This window comes from Kribbella sp. CA-293567 (assembly GCF_027627575.1).
Taxonomy (GTDB): domain Bacteria; phylum Actinomycetota; class Actinomycetes; order Propionibacteriales; family Kribbellaceae; genus Kribbella.
This window is the reverse complement of sequence record NZ_CP114065.1, coordinates 6,009,049-6,030,552: the sequence shown is the minus strand read 5'-3', so window position 1 is coordinate 6,030,552 and position 21,504 is coordinate 6,009,049. Positions and strand designations below refer to the sequence as shown.

Genomic DNA, 21,504 nt, shown 5'->3' with positions numbered 1-21,504 from the left:
GTTCCTTTCTAGAAGCCGTAGAGGGTGCCGGTTCGCTTGCGTCGCTTACCGAGGACGCCTTCGCCGAGGACGCGGGTACGCGCCATGCGGGCGAGGAGGAGGGCGGCGAGCGCGTCCACCTTTTGGGGGGACTCGCGGGATTCCTTGCCGAACGAAACGCCGAAGCGGTTCTCGCGCCGGCGGGCGTTGAGGACGTGGCGGCGCAGGGCGGCCGATCCGTCGCGTTCGCCGTCCAGCTCGTGAGGGCCGAACGGGATCTCTTCGTCAGTGATGGCGCGGTGAAGGGCCTCGGTCGCGCGGACGGTCTCGGCCTGGTGGCCGCGCATGTCCCACGCGACGGCGTGACGGGTTGTGGCCTTGAGTAGCAGGTTTTCGCCGTACTCATCGCGCCATGCGTCAACGTCCGTCTCCCAGTAGGCGACGTCGGAGAAGAACGCGACGACGTCCAGGTGAGCGAAGGCGTGATCCACCTTGTCGCGGACAACCGACTTGTCGATTGTCCAGCCGACCGCGGCCGGGCCGTCGGGCTTCTCCCACAAGCCGAGTAGGAACGGGGCGCCGTCGGAGACGCGGACCGCCACGAGGGCGGAGGCGTCATCGGTGAGGCCACCGTCGAAGCCGAGGCAGACCGGTTGGTCCGGGCCGAGCGGCACTAGGTCTAGGCGGGCGTTCGCATCCCAGAGGGACGGAGCGATCCAAGAGTTGGCCGCGGCGACAATCTGATTCAGGTAGAACCGCCGCGCGTCCTCGGGGGACGTGTCGGGGTCGTAGATCTCCTCAATCAGGCGGTCGAAATCGACCCATGTAGCGTCACCGTAGGTGGCGCGGAGCGCGGCGAGGAGGTGGCCTTCGTCGGCCATCTGCTTCGCAGACAGCGAAGGCGCCTCGCGGCTGTCGTACAGGATGCCCTTCGACTTCGAACGGCCTTCTGTGACAGCGATGTGGGCGCGGTAGGAGAACTCGGCGACCGATTCCTGATCGGGCTCGTGCGCGTTGGTCGTCTCGATTGCGCGGGCGGCGCCGTCGCGGGACTTGGCGAGGTTCCGCCGGATCACGCGGGCGAGCTTGTGGCCGCCGTTGCTCTTCGTCCAGTGGTGGGTTTCGTCCATCACGGCGAAGCTCGGGCGGGCGCCTTCCTGCGATGAGGAGGACGCGGTGATCGGGACGAGCTTTCCGCCGCCGGGCAACAGGATTCGCGTCATGCCGACGTCGAGGCCCTCGGTCTCCACGAGGTCGGAGTCCTCGCACATTGCGCGGATGGCGCCGAGGGTGTTCTCCGTCTGAGTCTCGGAGACGCCCGCGACGACTACCCACGGCATCGCGTGGCGCTTGCCGATGGGCTTGCCGTCGTCGGTGAAGTGGGAGAAGCGGACGGGGCCGACCAGCTCGGCGAGACAGAGGGCGCCGAGGAAGGGCGACTTACCCCAACCCTTGGAGCGGCGGAGGACGGCGCGGCGGTAGGTGAACCGGCCGGTGGCGTCCACGGCGTAGAACCACAGGACGAAGTTCCGTTGCTCGGCCGTGAGGCGGAACGGCTCGCCGGCGTCGTCGCCGTCGGGCTGGAGGAGGTGGGAGTGAATCCAGCGGATGACGCCGAAGCCGAGAGTCTTGACCGAGCCGTCCTTCGGGAAGGGCGTCATGGTCGTTTGCGCGGTGATGCTCGGCGCGGCTACTTCGCGGCTTGTGACGGCGTCATCAGCGAGGCTCAAAGCCCTTCGAGGAGGTCCTCGTCGGACTCCTCGCCGTCGTGGAGCGTGAGTACGGTGGCGCCTTCGCCGTCCTCGGAGAGGATCGTCATGCGGGCGCGCATCCGGTCTGTGATCGTGGCGCCGAGGCGCTCTTCGTTGAGCCGGATCTCGGACATGGTCGCGGCCTTCGGGGACGCAAAGTGAGACTCGACCAGCGGGGCGAGCATGACGAGGCGCTGCCAGTCAGTCGCGGCGAAGAGCTGCGCCTGCGGGGACTTGCGCCACACGTCGTACCACCCGAGGACGTCGGCGTCCCACGCGCGGCCGGTGGCCTCTGCGAGGTCGGGGCCGCGGGTCTGGCCGTCGTCGGTGAGCTTGTGGGTCGCGGCGCTGAGGCCGGACGCATTGCGGTTAACGCTGTTGGGCTTCTTCTGGTGGAGCGTGCCTCGGGCCATCTGCGGCCTCCTGAGGTCGCTCGGGTGGCCGCCACCTGGACGGCCGAGAGGATTCGGGTTAATGCGGGTTTCCGGTGGCAGCGGAATCGGCCATTTACCGGAATGTGCGCGTGGCAAAGAGCCAGGGAGTCGAACCCTGCTGCCCGGTTTTGGAGACCAGACGGCGCCCGGCGCGCTCAATACGGGGGCGTTTACACGCCCAGTTGGGCCGCTACTGAGAGTGAAGGAAGTTTGCAGCGGGCGACCTGGCTGCCTGTACGTAGCGCGAGGCGCTATGACATACGGTGACGGGGCGACGGGGGAGGGGGGAGTCCCCCGCCACCCTCGGGCCGCGGAGAGTCACGAAGACGAACGCGGCTCGATCATTCCGGGATGAGGCTCGGTGTAGCGGCCTCGTCGGGCCTTCTCGGCGCGCGCTTCGCGTGCTTCGTTCGTCGTCTTCGCCTTGTGGCAAGGGACGCAGAGGGACTGAAGGTTGGTCATCGCGTGGTCGTCGTTCGGGATGACGTGGTCAACGTCCCTCGCGGGCGCGTTGCACTTCAGGCCGGCGGAGTCGCGGGCCTGACACAGGTACCGATCGCGGCGCAGTACGCGGAGGCGCAGGGTCTGCCAGTTACTAGGCAGACGAGAGCGCCTGTCGCTGGTGTGCCAACCACTCATGAGCCTTGCTCCTCGTGGTGGGCGGGGGAGTGTTCGATGCGAGGGGGCGGCCCTTGCCAGACAGGCAGGGCGGGGTGTTCGTGAGCTACCCGAGCAGGGGTCGAACCTGCAACCAGTGGAGCAACAATCCACGGCTCTGCCAGTTGAGCTATCGGGCATGGCGAGCGCCGCACGATGGCTACCCATCCGGATAGGCCCTGTCGTGAACCGCTCTGTGAAGCGCATAGGGCGCCCTCAACCTCGGGAGGGAGGGCAAGGCGGCGGACCACCTCGCTACCTGCCGACCTCAGACCGAGGGAAGACGCCCTATGCGGTTGGCTACCCGGACGACCGCCCTGCAAGGGCGACGCCGGGAAGTCATCCCCGCCGTGTCCGTGTAGCTAGCCAATGGGAGTAGGCATCGCGAGGAGGACACAGCGGGGGAAATAGGAGGGCGGTAGGTCCACCGGGCGCGAAGGCCCGGCCGTACCGCCTTTGTCCCCCGCCACGGACTCGAACCGCGGACCCCCCGATTAAGAGTCGGGTGCTCTAGGCCATCTGAGCTAGCGAGGGAGAGAGTGTTGCGAGGCGCGGGGGCCGGACTCGAACCGGCGCGTTCCCCATGATGAGTAGGAGGCTCTAACCAACTGAGCTACCCCGCGTGGAGGCGCGCGCCACCGGCCGCTAAGGGCTACACCGGTGGGCGCGCTCGTCGGCTTCGTGGGATTCGAACCCACACCTCCACCCTCCACGGATGGCGCTCTGCCGTTGAGCTATAAGCCGTCATGAGGTCTCTTCCGACGCATCCCTAGGGGCACACGCGCGCGCGAAGCGGCCTCAATATAGAGGTAGGTCAGCGAGGGCCGATCTGCTCAGAATCGCCTGTGTAAACGGTGTGGTCCGGGTCACACGGCCTCGGCGTAGACGCGGCCCTCGGGGGTGCGCCATGCGTCGCCGTAGTGCGCGGGCTGAAAGAGCAACGCGACGCGGGCGCCGAAGTCGATGGGTCCTTTGCCGACCTTCCTTCCCTTGGCAACGGACAGCGTGGCGATGTTGGCCGCGAGAAGCGCGTTGCGTAGGCCGACGTCGTTGGCGGCCTCCCAGTACTCGGCGAACGTGAAGCCTTTACCCACGAGCTTCACCACTCGCTCGGCCGGGCGGGACTTCAGCTCGGTCCGGCGAACCTTCAGGTTGGCGAGCTGAGCCGCGAGGGTGACGACGTCGGCGTCATCGTCGGCCATCTTGGCGGCGGTCGCCGAGATGGCCTGCTCCACGTCCGCGAGGGCGGCGATATCCGGCAGCTCCTCCACGCGCTCGAAGACCTCCAGGTGACCGACGGCGGACAGGAACCGGCCGGTGACGTACTCCTCCAGTTGGTCGGCCACGATGGCCACGCCGGGGCAGGGCTGACCGTTGTTTCGGGCCGAGCATCCGTAGGACGTCTGGCCTTGCCCGTTGTACTTCACGTACAGCGGCCGGCCGCATCCACCGCACTTGACGATGCCGGAGAGAAGGCGCGCACGGCGGCGGCGTTGGGTGCGCTCTGAGCCGGGCTTGTCGGCGTCCAGGCGCGCCCTCAGGCGGTGCCAGGTCTCCAAGTCCAGGACAGGCGGCCAAACCTCCACAGGGAGGCCGTCAGGGCCGCGGAGCAACTCCCCATCGTGGGTGACCCGGCCGACGATGGCGTCTGAGACGAGGATCTGCCGGAGGGCCGTAACGGTCCAGTGCTTCGCCCGGCGCGTGGGGACGCCGCGGGTGTTGAAGTCCGTGGTGATGCGGTAGACCGACTCTCCGCGGAGTACGCGGGACGCGGCCTCACGGACGATGGCGGACTCCGAGGGACTGAGCACGAGGACGCGGCCCGCGGAGTTGGGGTCCTTCGCGGATTCGTAGCCGTAGGCGAGGGTGCCGCCGGAGAACCGGCCGCCCTTCTTCAGGGCGGCGATGCTCGACCGAACGCGGGTCTGAATGTTCTCGCGCTCCATACGGGCGACCTCGGCGAGGACGGACGCGATGATCCGCCAAGCGGGTTGGGAGGATCGAAGGCCGTCGCGCTCGGCCACGAAGAGGCCAGTCTTGCTCTCGTCCAAGGCTTCGATCAGCGCGGCGAGGGCGGTCAGGCCCTGCCGGGACCAGCGGTCAAACTTCCACACGGCGAGGACGTGGCTTTGCCCGGTGCGGAGGCGCTCCAGGGCCTCTACGGCCTTGGCGCGGGTGTAGCCACCCGAGAGGCCGTCGTCAATCAGGACCTCGCCCACGGTCCAGCCCTCGCGCTCGCAGAGGAGACGGAGGTCGGCCTCTTGCCGGGCGATGGAGGTAGAAGCGTCGTCCGACTCGGACAGGCGGAGGTAGAGGTCGGCCACGGTCACGGGCGTGCCTTTCGATCGGTTGCCCTAGAGGTGGGTCGGCGGATGGCCGTCTGCTCACTTCAAGGGCAACTAGTCCGATTCCGGCTTCCCGGAACTGACCTAGTGGCGCTACGTGACTAGGTCAGTTCTGGCCTGCCCGGGATGTGCACCATCCATGCGAACTCGGCCCGCGAGGCGCTGACCAAGATGTGCACGCTGCCGCTGCTGGCGGGGGAGAACATCGGCTCGCGGTTCGTGCTGCCGACCGTCGCGGGCTCGGTCGACCTGGTCGTCCACCTCGGGATCGGCCACGACGGTCAGCGCCGGGTGCGGGAGATCCTCGCGGTCAGCGGCCGGATCGAGGGCGAGGCGATCGAGACCGAGCATCTGTTCAGCACCGTCGACGGCCAGTTGCGCCGAGCCGAAGGGCAGTTGCCGCACCCCGAGCGATTCAGCCTCCGGGGATACTCACCGGCTGGGCTGTTGACCGAGCTGCCGCGAGGAGTGGGCTGATGGGGCTGCTGCTCGGCCTCTTCTTCGGAATCGGCCTGCTGCTGATCATCTGGACCTTCGTCTCGCCGCGCGAGACCAGGACCGGTACCGATGGGCGCCTGACCACGCGAAGCCGCGACCTGCTCGCCGCGGCCGGCGTCGACGGGGTGACTCCGGCCGCCTTCATCGGCGCTTGTGCGATCACGGGTTTCATCGGGTTCGTCGTGATGTTCCTGGTGTCGGCCGCGTTGCCGATCGGGCTGGTCTTCGGGGTAATGGCGGGCAGCCTGCCGGTCGCGGTGCTGAAGAGCCGCGCGCGCAAGCGGCTGGCCGAGTTCCGCGAGCTGTGGCCTGACGTGGTCGACAACATCGCGTCCGCAGTACGGGCCGGGTTGTCGTTGTCGGAGGCGCTGGCCCAGGTCGGAGAGCGGGGTCCGTTGCCGCTGCGCGAGCCGTTCCGCCGGTTCGGAGCCGACTATGCCTCGACCGGCCGCTTCGCGGACTCACTTGACCGGCTCAAAGCCAGACTGGCCGACCCGGTTGGCGACCGGGTGATCGAGGCGCTGCGAATCGCCCGCGAAGTCGGCGGCGGCGACCTCGGCCGGCTGCTGCGCTCCCTCTCGAGCTTCCTCCGCGACGACGCTCGCACCAGATCCGAACTGGAGGCCCGCCAATCCTGGTCGGTCAACGGCGCCCGCGTTGCCGTAGCCGCCCCCTGGCTGGTGCTCGCGATGCTTTCGTTCCAGGGCGACGTGATCCAGCGCTACAACTCCCCGGTCGGCGCGCTGATCATCGGCATCGGCGCCGTCGTCTGCGTCATCGCCTACCGCCTCATGCTCCGCATCGGCCGTCTCCCCGAACCGGAACGGGTCCTGCGATGAGCCCGACGGTGCTGGGTGCCTTCCTCGGCGCGCTGCTCGGCGGCGGCCTGCTGCTGGTACTGCGTCGCCTGCCGTTCCTGCGCAAGCCGTCGGTCGACGACCGCATCGGTCCCTACCTCCGCGACATCGCCGGCTCCGACGTCTTCCTCGGCGTGGTCGACTCGGGCTCGCCGTTCTACGCGATCGTCCGGCTGTTCGGTCCTCTGCTCCGCTCCGGCGCAACCCGGCTGGAGCGCATCCTCGGCGGATCGATTTCCATCCGGCGCCGACTCGCCCGCGCCGGAATCGACCGTACCGTCGAAGAGTTCCGCATCGAGCAGGTGCTGTGGGGCGCGGCCGGTTTCGGCGCCGGCCTGCTGACCGCGCTGATCGCTCTCTCCCTGGGCTTGGGCAATCCGATCGGGTTGCTCGTCCTCTGCTGCTTCCTCGCCGTCCTCGGCGTACTGTCCCGCGACACCTATCTGAGCAGCCAAGTGAGCCGCCGCGAGCGCCGCCTGCTGGCCGAGTTGCCGACGGTCGCCGAGTTGCTCGCCCTGTCAGTAGCCGCAGGCGAAGGCCCCGCCGCCGCGCTCGATCGAGTCGCACGGTCCTGCCGCGGTGAACTGGCCGACGAGCTGCAACGGGTGCTGGCCGAGACCCGCGCAGGTGACCCGTTGGTGCGCGCGCTTGATGCACTGGCCGACCGCAGCGGCCTGGTCGCTCTGTCGCGATTCGCCGATGGTCTCGCCGTCGCGCTCGAGCGCGGGACGCCGCTGGCCGACGTACTGCGAGCTCAGGCGGGTGACATCCGGGAAGCGAGCCGTCGCGAGCTGATCGAGTCGGGCGCCCGCCGTGAGGTCGCCATGATGATTCCGGTGGTGTTTCTCGTGCTCCCGGTGACCATTGCCTTCGCCTTCTACCCAGGCGCCGTCGGGATCCGGCTGATCGCCGGATGAATTGAGGAGATGCCATGTCCCTGCTGATGACCAGACTGTTCGTAGCCCTGGTGACCAGGCCCAGACCAGCCACCAAGGAACGCGGCGACGTCCCCGGCTGGGTGCTGATCACCGTGATGACCGCCGGCCTGGTGGTAGCCATCTGGGCCCTGGCCGCCGAACAACTCGAAGCGATGCTCAAGAAGGCCTTGGACTCGGTCGCCAACAAGAAGTGATCCCGTCCACCCCGCGTTCGCCCACCTGGCGAGATCCCCGGGTGGCGCTGCGACCTGCCCTGTCGCGCCGGATCGGCGGTGAGCCGGTACTGCGCGCCGGCTCAGGTTGTGCGGCCGGTGGGAGCGGATCGCTGAAGCTCGATGGGAGCGCATCGCGGCACTCCGGCGAGGGCGGATCGCGGCAACTTGGTGGGGGCGGCGAGCGGCAACTTGGCGAGAGTGGATTGCAGCAACGGCTGCGTCGTTCGAGGTGTGCGGGTGAGCGGCACTGTCGTCGTCCTCGGCGCCTGCTTCGGTGGCGTGGGGATGAGCGTGGGTCCGCGGTGGTGGACTTCGTGATGGTGTCGATGCTGGTCGTGCCGGTGTTTCTCGGAGTGCTGCAGGTGGGGTTGTTTCTCTACGTGCGAAACACGATCACGGCGGCGGCCTCGGAGGGCGCCCACTACGCGGCGCTGCTGAACCGTGGGCCCGGGGATGGTGAGGCGCGTACGCGGGAGTTGGTGACCGGGGTGGTGCGCAACGAGTTGATCGACTCGGTTGAGGCGCAGGAAACCGATGTGGAGGGGCAACCCGGAGTACTGGTCGTGGTGAAGGCGCATATGCCGCCGCTGGGTCTGTGGGGTCCGGGAATCGACTTCACCGTAGAGGGTCACGCGGTCAAGGAGACGGGCGAATGATCAGCCGGCGGACGTACGGAGCGCTTAGTGTGGGGGCCGCGCGGTTGCGGGGGAAAGTGCAGCGGCGGGGGGAGCGGGGTAGTGCGGTGGTGGAGTTTTCGTGGTTGGCGTTGTTGCTGTTGGTGCCGCTGATCTACGTGATGCTCGGGGTGTTCGACGTGCAGCGGGCGTCGTACGGGGCGACCGCGGCTACCCGGGCGGCGGGGCGGGCGTTCATCATCGTGCCGGCTGGGTTGACGGAGGACGATGCGCGGTCGCGGGCGTTCGAGGCGGCGCGGCTGGCGATGAAGGACCAGGGGATGGAGTTGTCGTCGGATCAGTTGAAGATCAGTTGCAGTCCCGCGTGCCTGGAGCCGGGGTCGACGGTGACCGTCGAGCTGGACGCCGACGTGCCGTTGCCGCTCATCCCCGATGCGCTCGGTGGTGAGCGTCCGGCCATTCACATCAGTGCGTCGCACACCGAGCCGTACGGCGACTATCGGGAAGCCAAAGGCGACGGATGAGGGCTCGCCGGAGGAAGGCTCGGCCGAGGAGAGCTCGGGGGCGGGGTGAAGAAGGGCAGATGACGGTGCTCATCATCGGCTTCACCGCGGTGGTGTTGATGATGATCGTGGTGGTGACCGACATCTCGAAGGTGTTCCTGGTCCGGCGGGATCTCGATGCGACTGCCGATGGTGCGGTGCTGGCCGCGGCCAACGGGCTGGCGGCGATCTACACCCAGCCCAACACCAAGGAGAACGCGCAACTCGATCCTGACGAGGCGCGCCGGCTGACGGCGGAGTATCTGGACTCCGTTGACGCAAGCAACCGTTTCGGCGGGCTCGACTGGTCGGCCGACGTTGCGGGTACGACGGTGACGGTGACCTTGAGCTCCACGGTCGAGCTTCCGTTCGAGCCGCCCGGGTGGCAGGGAGCGGTCGACGTCGAGGCCGACGCGTCGGCGATCGTCCCGGTTCGCTGAGCGCGGGCTGCCGCCGTCGGGCGTCCAACCGAGCACGGCACGCGGCGTCGTCGTTCAGGTGGCACAGGGTGTTGCGGTCGCGGTTCGGAAGGCGTGGATTGCTGCTTGAGCCCGAGGGCATCGGGCACAGTGGGTGCCATGGACATCGATCTGACCGGGCGACGGGCATTGGTATCGGGTTCCAGCCAAGGGATCGGGCTGGCGATCGCAGTCGAGTTGGCGCGGTCGGGCGCTTCGGTGGTGGTGAACGGGCGTGGCCGGGAGAAGACCGAGCAAGCCGCGGGCGAGGTACGGCGGGAGGTTCCGGGCGCGGACGTGACCGCCGTGGCGGCCGATCTGGCCTCGGGTGACGGCGCTGAGGAGCTGTTCGCCGAGGTGGGCGACCTCGACATCCTGGTTAACAACCTCGGCATCTTCGGCGCGAAGCCGGTGCTGGAGATCGATGACGACGAGTGGCGACGGTACTTCGAGGTGAACGTGCTGTCGGCGGTTCGGCTGATCCGGCACTATCTGCCGGGGATGATGGAGCGTGGGTTCGGGCGGGTGATGAACATCGCGAGTGACTCGGCGGTGGTGACGCCGCTCGAGATGGTCCACTACGGCGTGACGAAGACCGCGCTGCTCGCGGTGACGCGGGGATTCGCGAAAGCGGCGGCCGGCACCGGTGTGACGGTGAACTCGGTGATGGCGGGCCCGACGCACACTCCCGGCGTGGAGGAGTTCGTCGGCGAACTGGTCGGGGACGATCTGCCCTGGGACGAGGCACAGCGTCAGTTCATGAAGGAGCACCGGCCGTACTCGCTGATCCAGCGCCTGATCGAGCCGCCGGAGATCGGCAACATGGTCGTCTACCTGAGCTCCGGCCTGGCCTCGGCCACCACCGGTGGCGCCATTCGCGTCGACGGGGGCTACATCGACTCGATTCTCCCGTAGCCCTCCAGGCTCCGTCGCGGCGCGTGGATCGGCTCCAGTAGCGGAGTGACTACAAGTGGTCTTCCGCGTACTGAAGCGCGGTCCGGGCCTCCGGACACCAGGCGGTGAGCAGGGCCGCGAGGACGCGGCTGGAGAGTTGGATTCCCGGGGTGCCACGGTGAGCAGGTACGCTCCTTGGTTGTGGCTGGACCTGATTTCGACGCTGACCTGAAGCAACTCGACGCGACCCTGACCTCGATCGAGAAAGTTCTCGATCTGGAGGGCATGCGCCGAGAGATTGCCGACCTCGGAGAGCAGGTCGCGGCACCCGACCTGTGGAACGACCAGGCGAACGCCCAGAAGGTGACCTCGAAGCTGTCGCGGCTGGAGGCCGACCTCGACCGGGTCACCACCCTGCGCGGCCGGATCGACGACCTGGACATCATGGTCGAGATGGGCCGCGAGGAGAACGACGCGGACACCCTGGCAGAGGCGGAGAAGGAGATCGGCTCGCTGGCCAAGGCGGTCCAGTCCCTCGAGGTCCGCACCCTGCTGTCCGGCGAGTACGACGTACGCGAGGCGCTCGTCACGATCCGCTCCGGCGCGGGGGGCGTCGACGCCGCCGACTTCGCCGAGATGCTGCAGCGGATGTACCTGCGCTGGGCCGAGCGGCACGGCTACGGCACGGAGGTCTACGACACGTCGTACGCCGAAGAGGCCGGGCTCAAGTCGACCACGTTCGGCATCAAGGCGCCGTACGCGTACGGCACGCTGAGCATCGAGACCGGTACCCACCGGCTGGTCCGGATCTCGCCGTTCGACAACCAGGGCCGCCGGCAGACCTCGTTCGCCGCCGTCGAGGTGGTCCCGGTGCTGGAGCAGACCGACGAGATCGAGATCCCGGACGAGGAACTGCGGATCGACGTCTACCGGTCGTCCGGTCCGGGTGGTCAGAGCGTCAACACCACCGACTCGGCGGTCCGGCTGACCCACATTCCGACCGGCACCGTGGTCTCCTGCCAGAACGAGAAGTCGCAGCTGCAGAACAAGGCCTCCGCGATGGTGATCCTGAAGGCCAAGCTGCTGGCACTGAAGAAGGCCGAGGAGCGGGCCGAGATCGACTCGCTGCGTGGCGACGTGCAGGGCTCGTGGGGCGACCAGATGCGCTCCTACGTCCTGCACCCGTACCAGATGGTCAAGGACCTCCGGACCCTGTACGAGTCCGGGAACACCAGTGGTGTCTTCGACGGCGAGATCGACGAGTTCATCGAGGCCGGCATCCGCTGGCGCCGGACCGGCCAGACCGCCGCCGAGCAGAACTGACGGTGTGCTGAGAGCCGATCTCAGAGCGGACTGCGGCAGCTGCTTCGGCCTGTGCTGCGTCGCCCTGACCTTCGCGAAGTCGGCCGACTTCGCGATCGACAAGGCCGCGGGCGAGCCCTGCCCGAACCTGGACGAAGGCTTCCGCTGCGGCATCCACCAGAAGCTCCGGACCAGCGGCTTCCAGGGCTGCACGGTCTACGACTGTTTCGGTGCCGGCCAGAAGATCTCCCGAGCGGCGGGCAAGAGTTGGCGGGAGCAGCCCGGCCGGCAGATGTTCGAGGCGCTGCCGATCATGCGGCAGCTGCACGAGCTGCTCTGGTACCTCGCCGAAGCGTTGGAGCTCGAGCAGACCAGCGCCATCCATCCGCAGTTGCGGGCGGCGAGCGACCGGATCGAGAAGCTGACCGGCCAGCCGGACATCACCTCCGTCGACCTGCCCGGCGAGCGAGCCAAGGTGAACGAGCTGCTGCTGCGAACCAGCGCATTGGTCCGCGGCAAGCAGAGCAGGAACAAGGAACGCCGCGGAGCTGACCTTTTCGGGGCCAAACTCCGCGGCGCGGACCTCAGTGCCGCGAATCTTCGGGGCGCTTACCTGATCGCCGCAGACCTCCGCGGCTCCGACCTGCGGCGAGCGGATCTGATCGGTGCCGACCTTCGTGACGCCCGGCTGGAAGGGGCCGACCTCACCGGCGCGCTCTTCCTGACCCAGTCGCAGGTCAACGCGGCCCGAGGTGACGCCAAGACCAAGCTCCCTTCGTCGGTCACGCGTCCTCCGCACTGGGCGGCCGGCTCCAAATAGTTGCCCTTGGCAAAGAGGCGGGTCAGCGGATCTCGGACCGCAGCAGCCGGTCGTTGGTGGTGTTGGAGGTGCTGATCCAGATGGTGTTGGCGCCGGGGACCTTGACGATCGAGCGGAGCCTTCCGTAGGTGTTGGTGAAGTAGGCCTGGGTCGCGCCGGCGCTGGTGCCGTTGAGCTCCACGCGCCACAGCCGCTGGCCACGCAGGGCCGCGACGTACGCGGTGTCGTTGACGATGGCCAGGCTGCTCGGCGAGGCTTCGGCCGTCGTCCAGGTGCGCTTCGGGTTGTCCATGCCAGGCGTGCTGCAGTTGCCCTGGCAGGTCGGCCAGCCGTAGTTGTGGCCGCTGATGATCAGGTTCAGCTCGTCCACCTGGGTGTCACCGAGCTCGGCCGACCACATCCGCCCGGCCGAGTCCCACGCGAGACCCTGCGGGTTGCGGTGGCCCTTGGAGAAGACCAGCGTGCCGAACGGGTTGCCCGGAGCGGCCGCGCCGCTGGTGGTGAAGCGGAGGATCTTGCCGTTGAGCGAGTTGTTGTTCTGCGAGGTGGAGGTGTCCTGGGCGTCACCGGTTCCGGCGTACAGGTAGCCGTCGGGGCCGAACTTGAGCTGGCCGCCGTTGTGGAAGGTGTTGCTGCGGATGCCCGAGACGATGACGGTCCGGTTCGACAGCGCGGTGCCGTTGAAGTTCATCCGGACGATCCGGTTCTGGGTCTGGCCGCCGTCGTTGGAGGTATGGAAGAAGTAGACGGCCTGGTCGCTGGTGCCGTTCCAGGTCGGTGACACCGCGACGCCCATCAGGCCGCCCTCACCGTTGGTGGTGACGCTGTTCGGGACCGTACCGACCGTGGTCCGGGTGCCGTTCAGGGTGACCCGGGAGACCCGGAAGCTGTTCCGCTCGGTCAGCAGGGCGGACTGTCCGTCGGGCAGGAAAGAAGTTGCCCAGGGCAACGCGAGGCCGGTGGTGACGTCCGTCGGGGTCTGCGGCGTACCGCGGACCGGGGCGGGCGCGGTGTCCACGTCCAGGGCGTCCAGGTTGGGCAGGCCGGCGGCGGTGGTGGAGGTGGCCCGGATCGTGTTGGTGCCGGCGGCGAGGTTCACCGTGATGACACGGTCCTGCCAGGTGGTCCAGGCACCGGTGCCGTTGAAGGCGAGTTCGTCGGAGACCAGGGCGCCGTTGACGGTGATGTCACCGGACCGGTTGGCCGTCGTACCGTTCGCGAACCGGAACGTGAGGGTGGCCTGACCGGCTGCCGAGGCGGGGACGCTCCACTGGACGTAGCTGCCGACCACGTTGTCGGCGTTGACGAAGCCGGTGCCGGTGAAGCCCGCGTGGTTGGACTCGACCAGGCCTTGGGAGATGGTGGCCGACTCTGCCTGGTAGCGGACCGGGGCCGCCGCGGCGGGGGAGGCCGTGGTCGCGGGAAGCAGACCCGCGATCAGGACGGCGGGCAGGAAGAACTTCGTGAGTCCCATGAGCTGGGGCCTTTCGGGTGGACGACGGAGGGGGCGGTGCGTCGTACACAGGGGAAACAGGTCCAGCATAGAGCAGGCCGGGCCGGCGCTGGGGCGGTAGCGCCGGCCCGGGGAACCGCTAGCTGGTCGGGAAGTCGTCCGGGGTGCGGATCCGGTCGCGGATCCAGACTCCGGCCGGCTTCAGGACCGACGTACCGGTGAAGTTGTTCCCGGCGCAGGTGCCTTCCTTGAAGACCGCGCCGGAGCGGAAGTCGTCGGAGAAGTTCCAGTTGGTCCAGCCGATCTTCTTGGCGGCCAGGAAGTCCAGGTACTTCTGCGAGTTGGTGAAGTCGTTGGTGCCGTCACCGCTGGCGGTCTGGGTGCCGAACTCGGTGATGAACAGCGGAATCTTGTCGGCGGCGCGGGACAGGGCGTTGAAGTACTCCGTCTTGTGCGACGCGGCGTAGAAGTGGAACGTGTACATGAAGTTGGTGGCGTTGATCGGGTTGTTGATCACGTCGGCCTCGGTCCGGCCGTCGGAGATGCCGAGCGAGCCCCAGCCGTGGGTGCCGACGAAGACGACGGCGTCGGAGTCCTTGGCCCGGATCACCGGGATCATCTGCTCGGCGTACGACTTGATCGCGGCCCAGGAGACGTTGTTCGGCTCGTTGGCGATGTCGTAGATGATGTTCTTCTTGTCCTTGTGCCGCTCGGCGATCTCGGTGAAGAACGTCTTCGCGTTGGCCAGGTTCGCGTTCGGGTCACCGGGAGTGAGCTGGTGCCAGTCGACCAGCGCGTACATCCCGCGCTTGGTGGCCTCCTCGATGTAGCCGTGCACCAGGTCGGTGAACTTGCGCGGGTTGGTCTCGTAGCCACCCTCCTGGATGTACATCGCGATCCGCAGGATGTCGGCGTTCCAGTCGGTGGCGAGCGCGTCCAGCGAAGCGGTCTTGACGCAGTTGGCGTACCACTGGATGCCGTGCGTGCTCATCCCGCGCAGCTGGATCGGCTTGTTGTACTGGTTGCACAGCTTGACGCCGCAGACCTTCAGTTGGCCGTTGATCGAGACCGGGGTGGCGCCGGGGCCGGGGCCCTGGACGGCGTCCACGGTCAGCGAGTCGGCGTTCGGGCCGCCGTTCGCGGTGACCGCGGTGGTCTTGATCTTGTTGGTGCCGGCCACGAGGGTCGCGGTGGTGGTGACGGTCTGGTACGCCGTCCACGCGCCGGTGCCCTGGAAGCCCAGGTCGTCGGCGGCGAGAGCGTTGTTCACGGTGACGTCGACCGGGCGGTTGACCGTCGTTCCGTTGGCGTAGCGGAAGGTCAGTGCGTACTGACCGGCGGCCGGGGCGGTCACGGTGTACTCCACCGAACTGCCGGCGACGTTGTCGAAGTTGACGAACCCGGAGCCGGTGAAGCCGGCGTGGTTCGACTCGACGAGTCCTTGGGAGATGGCGGCCGATTCGGACTCGTAGCGAACCGGGGCGGCGGTACTGGTACTGGCGCTGGTGGTGACCAGGGCGGTCGCGGCGAGCGCGACGCCCGGAACCAGGGCGAACCAACGGGGGCGGATCATGCGAAGCCTCCTACTGCGTCAGGGGCGGGACGAGAAGGGGTCCTATTAGGAAAGTTTCCTAATAGAGTTCCGGGGAATTTAGCCTCGATGCAGGACGCTGTCAATCGGTCGCCAAGGGTGACCGGGATAAGTCCCGTGGGGTGGAACGCGTTGCAGTCTCAAGCCGTGTCGCGGGAGGGCCAAGCGGCTTTGATGGCGCTGAGAGTGACCGCGATGGCAGGGCGACGGGAGCTGGCGGTGCGCCAGACGGCGTACAGGCGGCGGCTGGGGGCGGGGTGGAGCGGGATCGCGATCACGCCGTCGGGCAGCGGGCCGCGGCCGAGGCGGGGCAGCAGGCCGATTCCGATGCCTTGGGCAAGTAGTGCGAGATGGGTCTGGTACTCCGCGATCGAGTAGGCGACCTCTGGTTCGACCTCGGCCTTGCGCATCGTGCGGATCAGCCACTCGTAGCACAGCGACCCGGCCGGCTGGCAGATCCAGCGCTCGCCGACCAGGTCTTCGGCGCGCACGACCTCCTTGCCGGCCAGGCGGTGCGAGGCGGGCACCAGTACGTCGGCGGGATCGGTGCCGAGCTTCACCCGGGACAGCTCCTCAGGGATCGCCAGTGGGGTGTTGTGCCAGTCGTGCACGATGGCGATCTGGATCTCGCCGCGGGCGACGGCGACGACGGCGTCGAACGGGTCCGCTTCGGTCACGCTCACGTCGAGTGCGGGGTGGTCGGCCAGGAGTTGGGGAAGCATCGCGGGGATGAGGCCACGCGCCGCGGTCGGGAACGCGGCGATGGCCAGTGAGCCGATCGCCTGGCCACGTTGGTGTTCCAGGGTCACCTCGGCGTTCTCGACGAGTTCCAGGACCTGGGACGCAGTGGCCGCGAGCTGCTGGGCGGCATCGGTGAGCACGATGCCCCGGCCGCGCTTCTCGATCAGTACCGTCCGCGTCTCGCGCTCCAGCTTGGCGAGCTGCTGCGAGACGGCCGACGGGGTGTAGCCGAGGGCTTCCGCCGCGCCACCGACCGATCCGTACGTCGCGACGGCGTGCAGGGCGCGCAGGCGGCCAAGATCGATCATGTAGCACTCCTACAGTGTCAGCGGTAGTGATCCGTGCTGGTTCTTAACTGTATCCGCGCCCAGACTGAAGCCCATGAACCCTCGCCACGTCCTGCTCGCGCTTGCCGTCGTGACCGTCTGGGGCGTGAACTTCGTCGTCATCGAGGTCGGTCTGGAAGGCTTTCCGCCGTTGCTGTTCTCCGCGTTGCGCTTCTTCTTCGCCGCCGTACCGGCCTTGTTCATCCTGGGTGGGCCACGGGTGGCCTGGCGCTACGTGATCGGTGTCGGGCTGGCGCTCGGAGTGGCCAAGTTCGGCCTGCTGTTCGTCGGGATGGACCGCGGCGTGCCCGCCGGCCTGGCATCCCTGGTGCTGCAGTGCCAGGTGATCTTCACGCTGCTGTTCGCCATTCTGGTACTGCGTGAGCGGCCGCGGTGGACGCAGTTGCTCGGCATCGCGATCGCCTGCGCCGGGATGGGACTCATCATGGTCGACCGGGGACTCGCGGCGCCGGTGGGCGCGCTCGCACTGGTGATCGTGGCCGGTGCGAGCTGGGGTGTCTCCAACGTCATCACCCGGCATGCGAAGCCGCAGGACACCTTGCGCTTCATGGTGTGGGTGAGCGCTGTCGCAGTACTGCCGCTGCTGTCGCTGTCTCTACTTACCGAGGGCGTGACCAGGGACCTCGAAGCCCTGCGCGCCATCGACCTCACCGGAGCGGCTGCGATCGCCTTCCTCTCCCTGGTGGCGACTCTCTTCGGCTTCGGAATCTGGGGCTTCCTGCTCCGCCAGTACGACGCCAGCACGGTCGCCCCGTTCTCCCTGCTCGTGCCGGTCGTCGGAATGGCCGCAGCCTGGCTGCTCCGCGGCGAACACGTCGGCCTGCAACAGGGCATCGCAGCCACCCTGATCATCGGCGGCATGGCTTGCACCTTCATCCGCCGGCGCGCGGTGGCCGAGCGGGCCGGCGTACCGGAGGCTACTCGTACTGGTTCGCTGGTGGGGTGACGTTCTGTACGCCGGTCACGGTCAGCGCGGCGACGTCGCCGTCGGAGCGTTTGGTCGGCTCGGCCCATTCGCCGGTCACGGTGACCCACTGGTTCTTCGGTGGTGCGGCCTGGCCGCGGGCTTCGACCATGAACGCGGTGCCGTCGGCGACACAGCAGGTCAGGCCGATGCGGGAGACGTACCAGGTGCCGTTCTTGCCCGGCGTGACGAAGCCGGTGAGGCTGAAGTTCCGGCCCTTCATGCTCTCCTTCTCCCAGACCGCCCAGACGGCGTAGTCACGCACTGCCAGCGGTACCGGGGCTGTGCTGCCGGCGCTCGCGGAGAGGAAGGAGTTGCCCTTCGGTGCGAGCGGTTTGGAGGCCACGGGCGACTGGCGCTGGGCAGCGTCGGCACCGAGGGCGGGCGGGTCGACGACGAGCAGCGCGAAGATCGGGACGACGAGCAGCCAGGCGGCGCGGGGCAGCAGATGGCCGTGACCGTGGCCGTCGTCGGCGTGCTGGTGTTCTTCCCCGGCGGGCTTCTTGCGGGTGTCCGCCAGTACGTCGGCGACCGCTAGCACGATCAGGATGATGCCGGCCGCCAGCAGCATCCAGCGCATGCCGGGCTTCACATAGCGCAGATAGGTGTTGGAGGTGGCGAGCTGCACCACCGCGGCACCGACGAAGACGACGACAAGACCCGCGACATTGCGCCTCACAGCAGCCACCACCCGACGAGAAGACTGGACAGGATCGCGACCACGAAGGTGGCCGGTGCGAATCTGAGGGCGAACTTCGGCCCGAACGTACCGGCCTGCAGCGCGATCAGCTTCACGTCGACGACCGGACCGACCACCATGAACGCGAGCCGCGCGGTGAGCGAGAACTGCGTCAGGCTGGCCGCGACGAACGCGTCGGCCTCCGAGCAGATCGCCAGCAGGACGGCGAGCAGACCGAGCACCAGGACCGACAGCAGCAGGTTGCTGGCGACGTGGTCGAGCCACTCCCGCGGTACGACGACGTTGAGGGTGGCCGCCGCGGCGGCGCCGACGACCAGGAACCCACCGGCGTGCAGGAAGTCGTGCAGCATCGACGAGCGGAACACCTCGAGCTTGGCAGTGCCTTCGGCGTGACGGTTCTTCGGAATCTTCAGCCAGGAGCTGCCCTTGCCGGTCAGCAGCCACAGCCAGCCGAGGATCATCGAGACGCCGAGCGAGCAGATCAGCCGCGCGACCACCACCTTGGGCTGCCCGGGGAAGGCGACCGCGGTGGAGGCGAGCACGACCGGGTTGATCGCGGGTGCGGAGAGCAGGAACGCGATCGCCGCGGCCGGTGTGACGCCACGGTTCATCAGCGCTGCCGAGACCGGCACCGAGGCGCATTCGCAGCCCGGCAGGACGACACCGGACATGCTGGCGACCGGTACCGCGAGCGCCGGGTGCTTGGGCAGCGCCTTGGCGAAGAAGGTCGCGGGGATGAAGGCGGTGAGCGCGGCCGACAGCAGTACGCCGAGGACCAGGAAGGGCATCGCCTGAACGGTGACACCGACGAACATGGTGGCCCAGGTGCGGACGCCGTCGTCGGTGAACAAGCCGGCGAAGATCTTCCGGCCGAAGAGCGCGAGGGCGACCAGCACGACCAGCGTCACGGTGAACGCGATCGAGGAACTGGCGGGATCCTTCTCCTCGGGGTCCGGCGCCGGCGGGGCTGGGTCGGCGGAGGACGGTGGGGGAGGTCCGGCCGGCGCGACGGGATCTGCCGTCGTCGCGGCGGAATCCCGCTCTTCGGTGGCCTCGGGCGTGCTCATGGGCGGCATCCTGACACAGCGGAACGCATCTGGACGAGCACTCGCTGCGCTACTGAAATGAAAATCAGCGTCATTCCGCCGAATAGTCGTGACGCGCTCGCGCGACCGCTGCTCGACAGGCCGGATGCCCGGATGCGTGGCAGGGTGGGAGGTATGGATGCCGACGTCGTACAGGCCGTCAACAACCTCACCTCGCGCTGGGCCCGGGAGCTCCCGTCCGGCGGTAACACCGTCGTGTCCGGCCTCGGGCTCTGGCCACTGCTGGCGCTCCTGGCGACCGCGGCTGACGAGCCTGGACGCGGCGAGCTGGCGGAGGCGGCGGGGGTGGAGGCCGGTCTCGGAGCGGCCAAGGCGGTCGAGTTGATGGAGTCCGTGGACCGATCGGATGACCTGCACGCGGCGCTCGGGGTCTGGGTGCACGAGCAGTTGAAGCTGAGCGAGTCGTTCGACTCCGTCGTACCGGCTGCGTTGACCGGGACGCTCACGGGAGACCTGGCTGGTGACAAGGCGAAGCTCGACGCCTGGGCCGCGGAGCACACCGACAACCTGATTCGCGAGATGCCGCTGGAGGTGACGGCGGATCTGGCCGTGGTGCTGGCGTCGGCGTTGTCGCTGCGGACTACCTGGGAGCAGGAGTTCACGGAGCAGGTCAGGCAGCTTCACGAGGGGCCGTGGGCGGGTCGCGCGTGGCATTGGTTGGAGCGGACCGATCGTGATCTCGGCACCGTACGCCGGTGCGAGGGGCTCACGGTCGTGACCGTGCAGGGCGACGCCGACGTGGATGTGCTGCTGGGGATCGGGGCGGCTGATGCGCGGCAGGCCGACGTACTGACTGGATTGCTGGCTGCATCGAGTGCCGCTGAGGGCATGAGCGGCGCGGAACTGGTCGAGCTGGGCGAACCAGGTGACGACGTGGCGCCGGGGGTGCGAATCGGTCAGACGACCTCGCCGGCGCCTGATGTGAAGCTCTCACTGCCGTCGTTCAGTGTGGAGGTCGAGCACGATCTGCTGGAGCTTCGCGGAGTCTTCGGGCTGGCGGCGGTGACTTCGCCGCCGCCGCGCAGTGGCGGGCACTTCAGCGCGATCAGTCCTGATCCGCTGGTGGTCGGCCAGGCGAAGCAGACGGTGCTGGCGCGGTTCTTCGCGACCGGGTTCGAGGCGGCCGCCGTCACCGCGATGGGACTGATGCGGACCTCGATGCCGACCCAGCAGGCGCGGCGGCTCGAGGTGTCGCTGAACCGGCCGTTCGGGTTCGTCGCCGTTCACCGTTCGTCCCGGCTGCCCGTGGTGGCGGGGTGGATCGCCGAACCGACCGAGCCGGCTGTCTAGGGCGCGAACAGTCTGTTGAGCAGAGCCGAGGCCTCGTCGACCTTCTCGCGGTCTCCGGTCAGCAGGAGGTCGAAGAGCAGGCCGCGGGCGGCCGCCAGGCCCAGTCGCGCGTACGCCGGCGCCTGGTCGGCGGGGATGCCGGCCCGGATGCAGAGGTCGGTCAGCGGCGGGAGCCAGACGTTGATCAGGTCTGCCCTGAGGGCTTCGGTGTGCGGCTGACCCTGCATCGCGTGGGCGGACAGCTCGAAGAACAGCGGGCCGTAGATCAGCGCGGCCTCGGTCACTCTGCGCCAGAACTGCTCGGACTGCTCCGCCATCGACAGGTCTGCTTGGCTCAGCGTGGTGAGCAGGTCGCGCTGCTGGGCTTCAACCGTACGCACCACCTCGGCGAGCAGGCCTTCGCGAGAACCGAAGTGATAGATCAGCATCCGGTGGCTGGTCCTGAGGCTGGTCGCGATCGAGCGCAGGCTGGCGTCGCCGATGCCGTGCTTCGCGAAGTGGTCGACGGCGCCGGCGAGCAGGGTCTCGCGGCTCACGCCTCGCTGACCTTCTTCAGGCTCTCGCCTTCGAGCGCGATGTACTCCCGGGTGAGCTTCGCGAACAACCTGCCGAACAACCAGCCGAGCGGCCCCTGCTGGATGATCGTCGCCGTCGCGACGGTCCCCTCGGGAGTGCTGGTGACCCGGTGGCCGCCAGTGGTCCTGATGCCGGGCGCCCGCGAGACCCATTCGAAGTACTCGCCCTCGACCAGTTCGGTGACCTCCCAGACGGCGACCGGAAGCCTGGGCTGACGAACCCTCGTCCTCGCGCCGACGTGGAGGGGTCCCGCGTCGAGCCGCTCGACCTCGGTGACGGTCGGCGTCCACTCGGGCCAGCGGGCGACGTCGCTGAAGATCGCCCAGACGCGGTCGGTCGGAGCCTGGACGGTGACGGAGTGATCGAAGCGCATGTACCAAATGGTACACGGAGCTGGGTCGCAGACCAACG

General features: G+C 68.2%; 23 protein-coding genes and 5 tRNA genes. 12 read left to right on the top strand and 16 right to left on the bottom strand.

Going from position 1 to position 21,504, the window contains the following annotated elements; all coding sequences use genetic code 11:
• Positions 1 to 8: 8 nt before the first annotated feature.
• The 9 genes from OX958_RS27845 to OX958_RS27810 form a co-directional block, all read right to left on the bottom strand.
• The gene (locus OX958_RS27845; protein WP_270132742.1) at positions 9 to 1,709 is read right to left on the bottom strand and encodes a hypothetical protein; all 1,701 of its coding nucleotides are present in this window, start codon (positions 1,707 to 1,709) and stop codon (positions 9 to 11) included.
• Complete coding sequence (locus OX958_RS27840) at positions 1,706 to 2,143, bottom strand: phage terminase small subunit (RefSeq protein ID WP_270132740.1); 438 nt, start codon at positions 2,141 to 2,143, stop codon at positions 1,706 to 1,708. Before OX958_RS27840 ends, OX958_RS27845 begins: the two co-directional genes overlap by 4 nt.
• Positions 2,144 to 2,254: 111 nt before the next feature.
• Positions 2,255 to 2,360 (bottom strand) — tRNA-Trp (locus OX958_RS27835).
• A 122-nt stretch (positions 2,361 to 2,482) separates the two neighbouring features.
• A complete protein-coding gene (locus tag OX958_RS35405) occupies positions 2,483 to 2,626 on the bottom strand; it encodes a hypothetical protein (protein WP_442913298.1) in 144 nt (47 codons plus the stop codon).
• Between the two features lie 262 nt (positions 2,627 to 2,888).
• A tRNA-Asn gene (locus OX958_RS27830) sits at positions 2,889 to 2,961 on the bottom strand.
• A 319-nt stretch (positions 2,962 to 3,280) separates the two neighbouring features.
• Positions 3,281 to 3,355: transfer RNA gene (locus OX958_RS27825), tRNA-Lys, on the bottom strand.
• Between the two features lie 15 nt (positions 3,356 to 3,370).
• Positions 3,371 to 3,444: transfer RNA gene (locus OX958_RS27820), tRNA-Ile, on the bottom strand.
• Between the two features lie 50 nt (positions 3,445 to 3,494).
• Positions 3,495 to 3,565 (bottom strand) — tRNA-Pro (locus OX958_RS27815).
• A gap of 122 nt (positions 3,566 to 3,687) precedes the next feature.
• Complete coding sequence (locus OX958_RS27810) at positions 3,688 to 5,151, bottom strand: recombinase family protein (RefSeq protein WP_270132738.1); 1,464 nt, start codon at positions 5,149 to 5,151, stop codon at positions 3,688 to 3,690.
• 141 nt (positions 5,152 to 5,292) lie between these two features.
• On the opposite strand from OX958_RS27810, the gene OX958_RS27805 reads away from it, so the two are divergent.
• The 10 genes from OX958_RS27805 (at position 5,293) to OX958_RS27760 (ending at position 12,325) form a co-directional block, all read left to right on the top strand.
• Entirely contained in the window at positions 5,293 to 5,643 is a 351-nt protein-coding gene (locus tag OX958_RS27805) for a hypothetical protein (RefSeq protein WP_270132736.1), read from the top strand.
• Positions 5,643 to 6,503, top strand: a complete 861-nt coding sequence (locus tag OX958_RS27800) for a type II secretion system F family protein (protein ID WP_270132735.1) — start codon at positions 5,643 to 5,645, stop codon at positions 6,501 to 6,503. Before OX958_RS27805 ends, OX958_RS27800 begins: the two co-directional genes overlap by 1 nt.
• Positions 6,500 to 7,438: a type II secretion system F family protein gene (locus tag OX958_RS27795; RefSeq protein ID WP_270132733.1), complete on the top strand. Its 939-nt coding sequence runs from the start codon at positions 6,500 to 6,502 to the stop codon at positions 7,436 to 7,438. Before OX958_RS27800 ends, OX958_RS27795 begins: the two co-directional genes overlap by 4 nt.
• A gap of 14 nt (positions 7,439 to 7,452) precedes the next feature.
• On the top strand, positions 7,453 to 7,653 hold the full coding sequence (locus tag OX958_RS27790) for a hypothetical protein (protein ID WP_270132731.1): 201 nt from the start codon (positions 7,453 to 7,455) through the stop codon (positions 7,651 to 7,653).
• A 323-nt stretch (positions 7,654 to 7,976) separates the two neighbouring features.
• Positions 7,977 to 8,330 carry a TadE family protein gene (locus OX958_RS27785; RefSeq protein WP_270132729.1) on the top strand — a complete coding sequence of 118 codons (354 nt, stop codon included), beginning with the start codon at positions 7,977 to 7,979 and terminating at the stop codon, positions 8,328 to 8,330.
• A gap of 86 nt (positions 8,331 to 8,416) precedes the next feature.
• Positions 8,417 to 8,833, top strand: coding sequence for a hypothetical protein (locus OX958_RS27780; RefSeq protein WP_270132727.1), 417 nt, complete (start codon positions 8,417 to 8,419; stop codon positions 8,831 to 8,833).
• Between the two features lie 59 nt (positions 8,834 to 8,892).
• On the top strand, positions 8,893 to 9,291 hold the full coding sequence (locus tag OX958_RS27775) for a Tad domain-containing protein (RefSeq protein ID WP_270132726.1): 399 nt from the start codon (positions 8,893 to 8,895) through the stop codon (positions 9,289 to 9,291).
• Between the two features lie 138 nt (positions 9,292 to 9,429).
• On the top strand, positions 9,430 to 10,224 hold the full coding sequence (locus OX958_RS27770) for an SDR family NAD(P)-dependent oxidoreductase (protein WP_270132723.1): 795 nt from the start codon (positions 9,430 to 9,432) through the stop codon (positions 10,222 to 10,224).
• A 180-nt stretch (positions 10,225 to 10,404) separates the two neighbouring features.
• On the top strand, positions 10,405 to 11,526 hold the full coding sequence (gene prfB / locus OX958_RS27765; protein ID WP_270132721.1) for a peptide chain release factor 2: 1,122 nt from the start codon (positions 10,405 to 10,407) through the stop codon (positions 11,524 to 11,526).
• Between the two features lie 4 nt (positions 11,527 to 11,530).
• On the top strand, positions 11,531 to 12,325 hold the full coding sequence (locus tag OX958_RS27760) for a pentapeptide repeat-containing protein (RefSeq protein WP_270132719.1): 795 nt from the start codon (positions 11,531 to 11,533) through the stop codon (positions 12,323 to 12,325).
• A gap of 22 nt (positions 12,326 to 12,347) precedes the next feature.
• On the opposite strand, the gene OX958_RS27755 is transcribed toward OX958_RS27760, so the two are convergent.
• From OX958_RS27755 to OX958_RS27745, 3 genes are all read right to left on the bottom strand, one after another.
• The gene (locus OX958_RS27755; RefSeq protein WP_270132716.1) at positions 12,348 to 13,799 is read right to left on the bottom strand and encodes a PQQ-dependent sugar dehydrogenase; all 1,452 of its coding nucleotides are present in this window, start codon (positions 13,797 to 13,799) and stop codon (positions 12,348 to 12,350) included.
• Between the two features lie 118 nt (positions 13,800 to 13,917).
• Entirely contained in the window at positions 13,918 to 15,351 is a 1,434-nt protein-coding gene (locus OX958_RS27750; protein ID WP_270132714.1) for a cellulase family glycosylhydrolase, read from the bottom strand.
• A gap of 158 nt (positions 15,352 to 15,509) precedes the next feature.
• The gene (locus tag OX958_RS27745; protein ID WP_270132712.1) at positions 15,510 to 16,418 is read right to left on the bottom strand and encodes a LysR family transcriptional regulator; all 909 of its coding nucleotides are present in this window, start codon (positions 16,416 to 16,418) and stop codon (positions 15,510 to 15,512) included.
• Between the two features lie 73 nt (positions 16,419 to 16,491).
• Between OX958_RS27745 and OX958_RS27740 the strand changes: the two genes are divergently transcribed.
• Positions 16,492 to 17,403, top strand: coding sequence for an EamA family transporter (locus tag OX958_RS27740; protein WP_270132711.1), 912 nt, complete (start codon positions 16,492 to 16,494; stop codon positions 17,401 to 17,403).
• Here the strand turns inward: OX958_RS27740 and OX958_RS27735 are convergent.
• Both OX958_RS27735 and OX958_RS27730 read right to left on the bottom strand, forming a co-directional pair.
• Positions 17,375 to 18,100, bottom strand: coding sequence for a TIGR03943 family putative permease subunit (locus OX958_RS27735; protein ID WP_270132708.1), 726 nt, complete (start codon positions 18,098 to 18,100; stop codon positions 17,375 to 17,377). The two genes, OX958_RS27740 and OX958_RS27735, sit on opposite strands and share 29 nt — an antisense overlap.
• On the bottom strand, positions 18,097 to 19,188 hold the full coding sequence (locus tag OX958_RS27730) for a permease (RefSeq protein WP_270132706.1): 1,092 nt from the start codon (positions 19,186 to 19,188) through the stop codon (positions 18,097 to 18,099). The genes OX958_RS27735 and OX958_RS27730 overlap by 4 nt, the downstream gene beginning before the upstream one ends.
• 153 nt (positions 19,189 to 19,341) lie before the next feature.
• Here OX958_RS27730 and OX958_RS27725 point away from each other — a divergent pair, with 153 nt between their 5' ends.
• The gene (locus OX958_RS27725; RefSeq protein ID WP_270132704.1) at positions 19,342 to 20,517 is read left to right on the top strand and encodes a serpin family protein; all 1,176 of its coding nucleotides are present in this window, start codon (positions 19,342 to 19,344) and stop codon (positions 20,515 to 20,517) included.
• Here OX958_RS27725 and OX958_RS27720 read toward each other — a convergent pair.
• A complete protein-coding gene (locus tag OX958_RS27720) occupies positions 20,514 to 21,053 on the bottom strand; it encodes a TetR/AcrR family transcriptional regulator (protein ID WP_270132703.1) in 540 nt (179 codons plus the stop codon). The genes OX958_RS27725 and OX958_RS27720 overlap by 4 nt on opposite strands.
• Positions 21,050 to 21,466: an SRPBCC family protein gene (locus tag OX958_RS27715; protein WP_270132702.1), complete on the bottom strand. Its 417-nt coding sequence runs from the start codon at positions 21,464 to 21,466 to the stop codon at positions 21,050 to 21,052. The genes OX958_RS27720 and OX958_RS27715 overlap by 4 nt, the downstream gene beginning before the upstream one ends.
• Between the last annotated feature and the right edge of the window lie 38 nt (positions 21,467 to 21,504).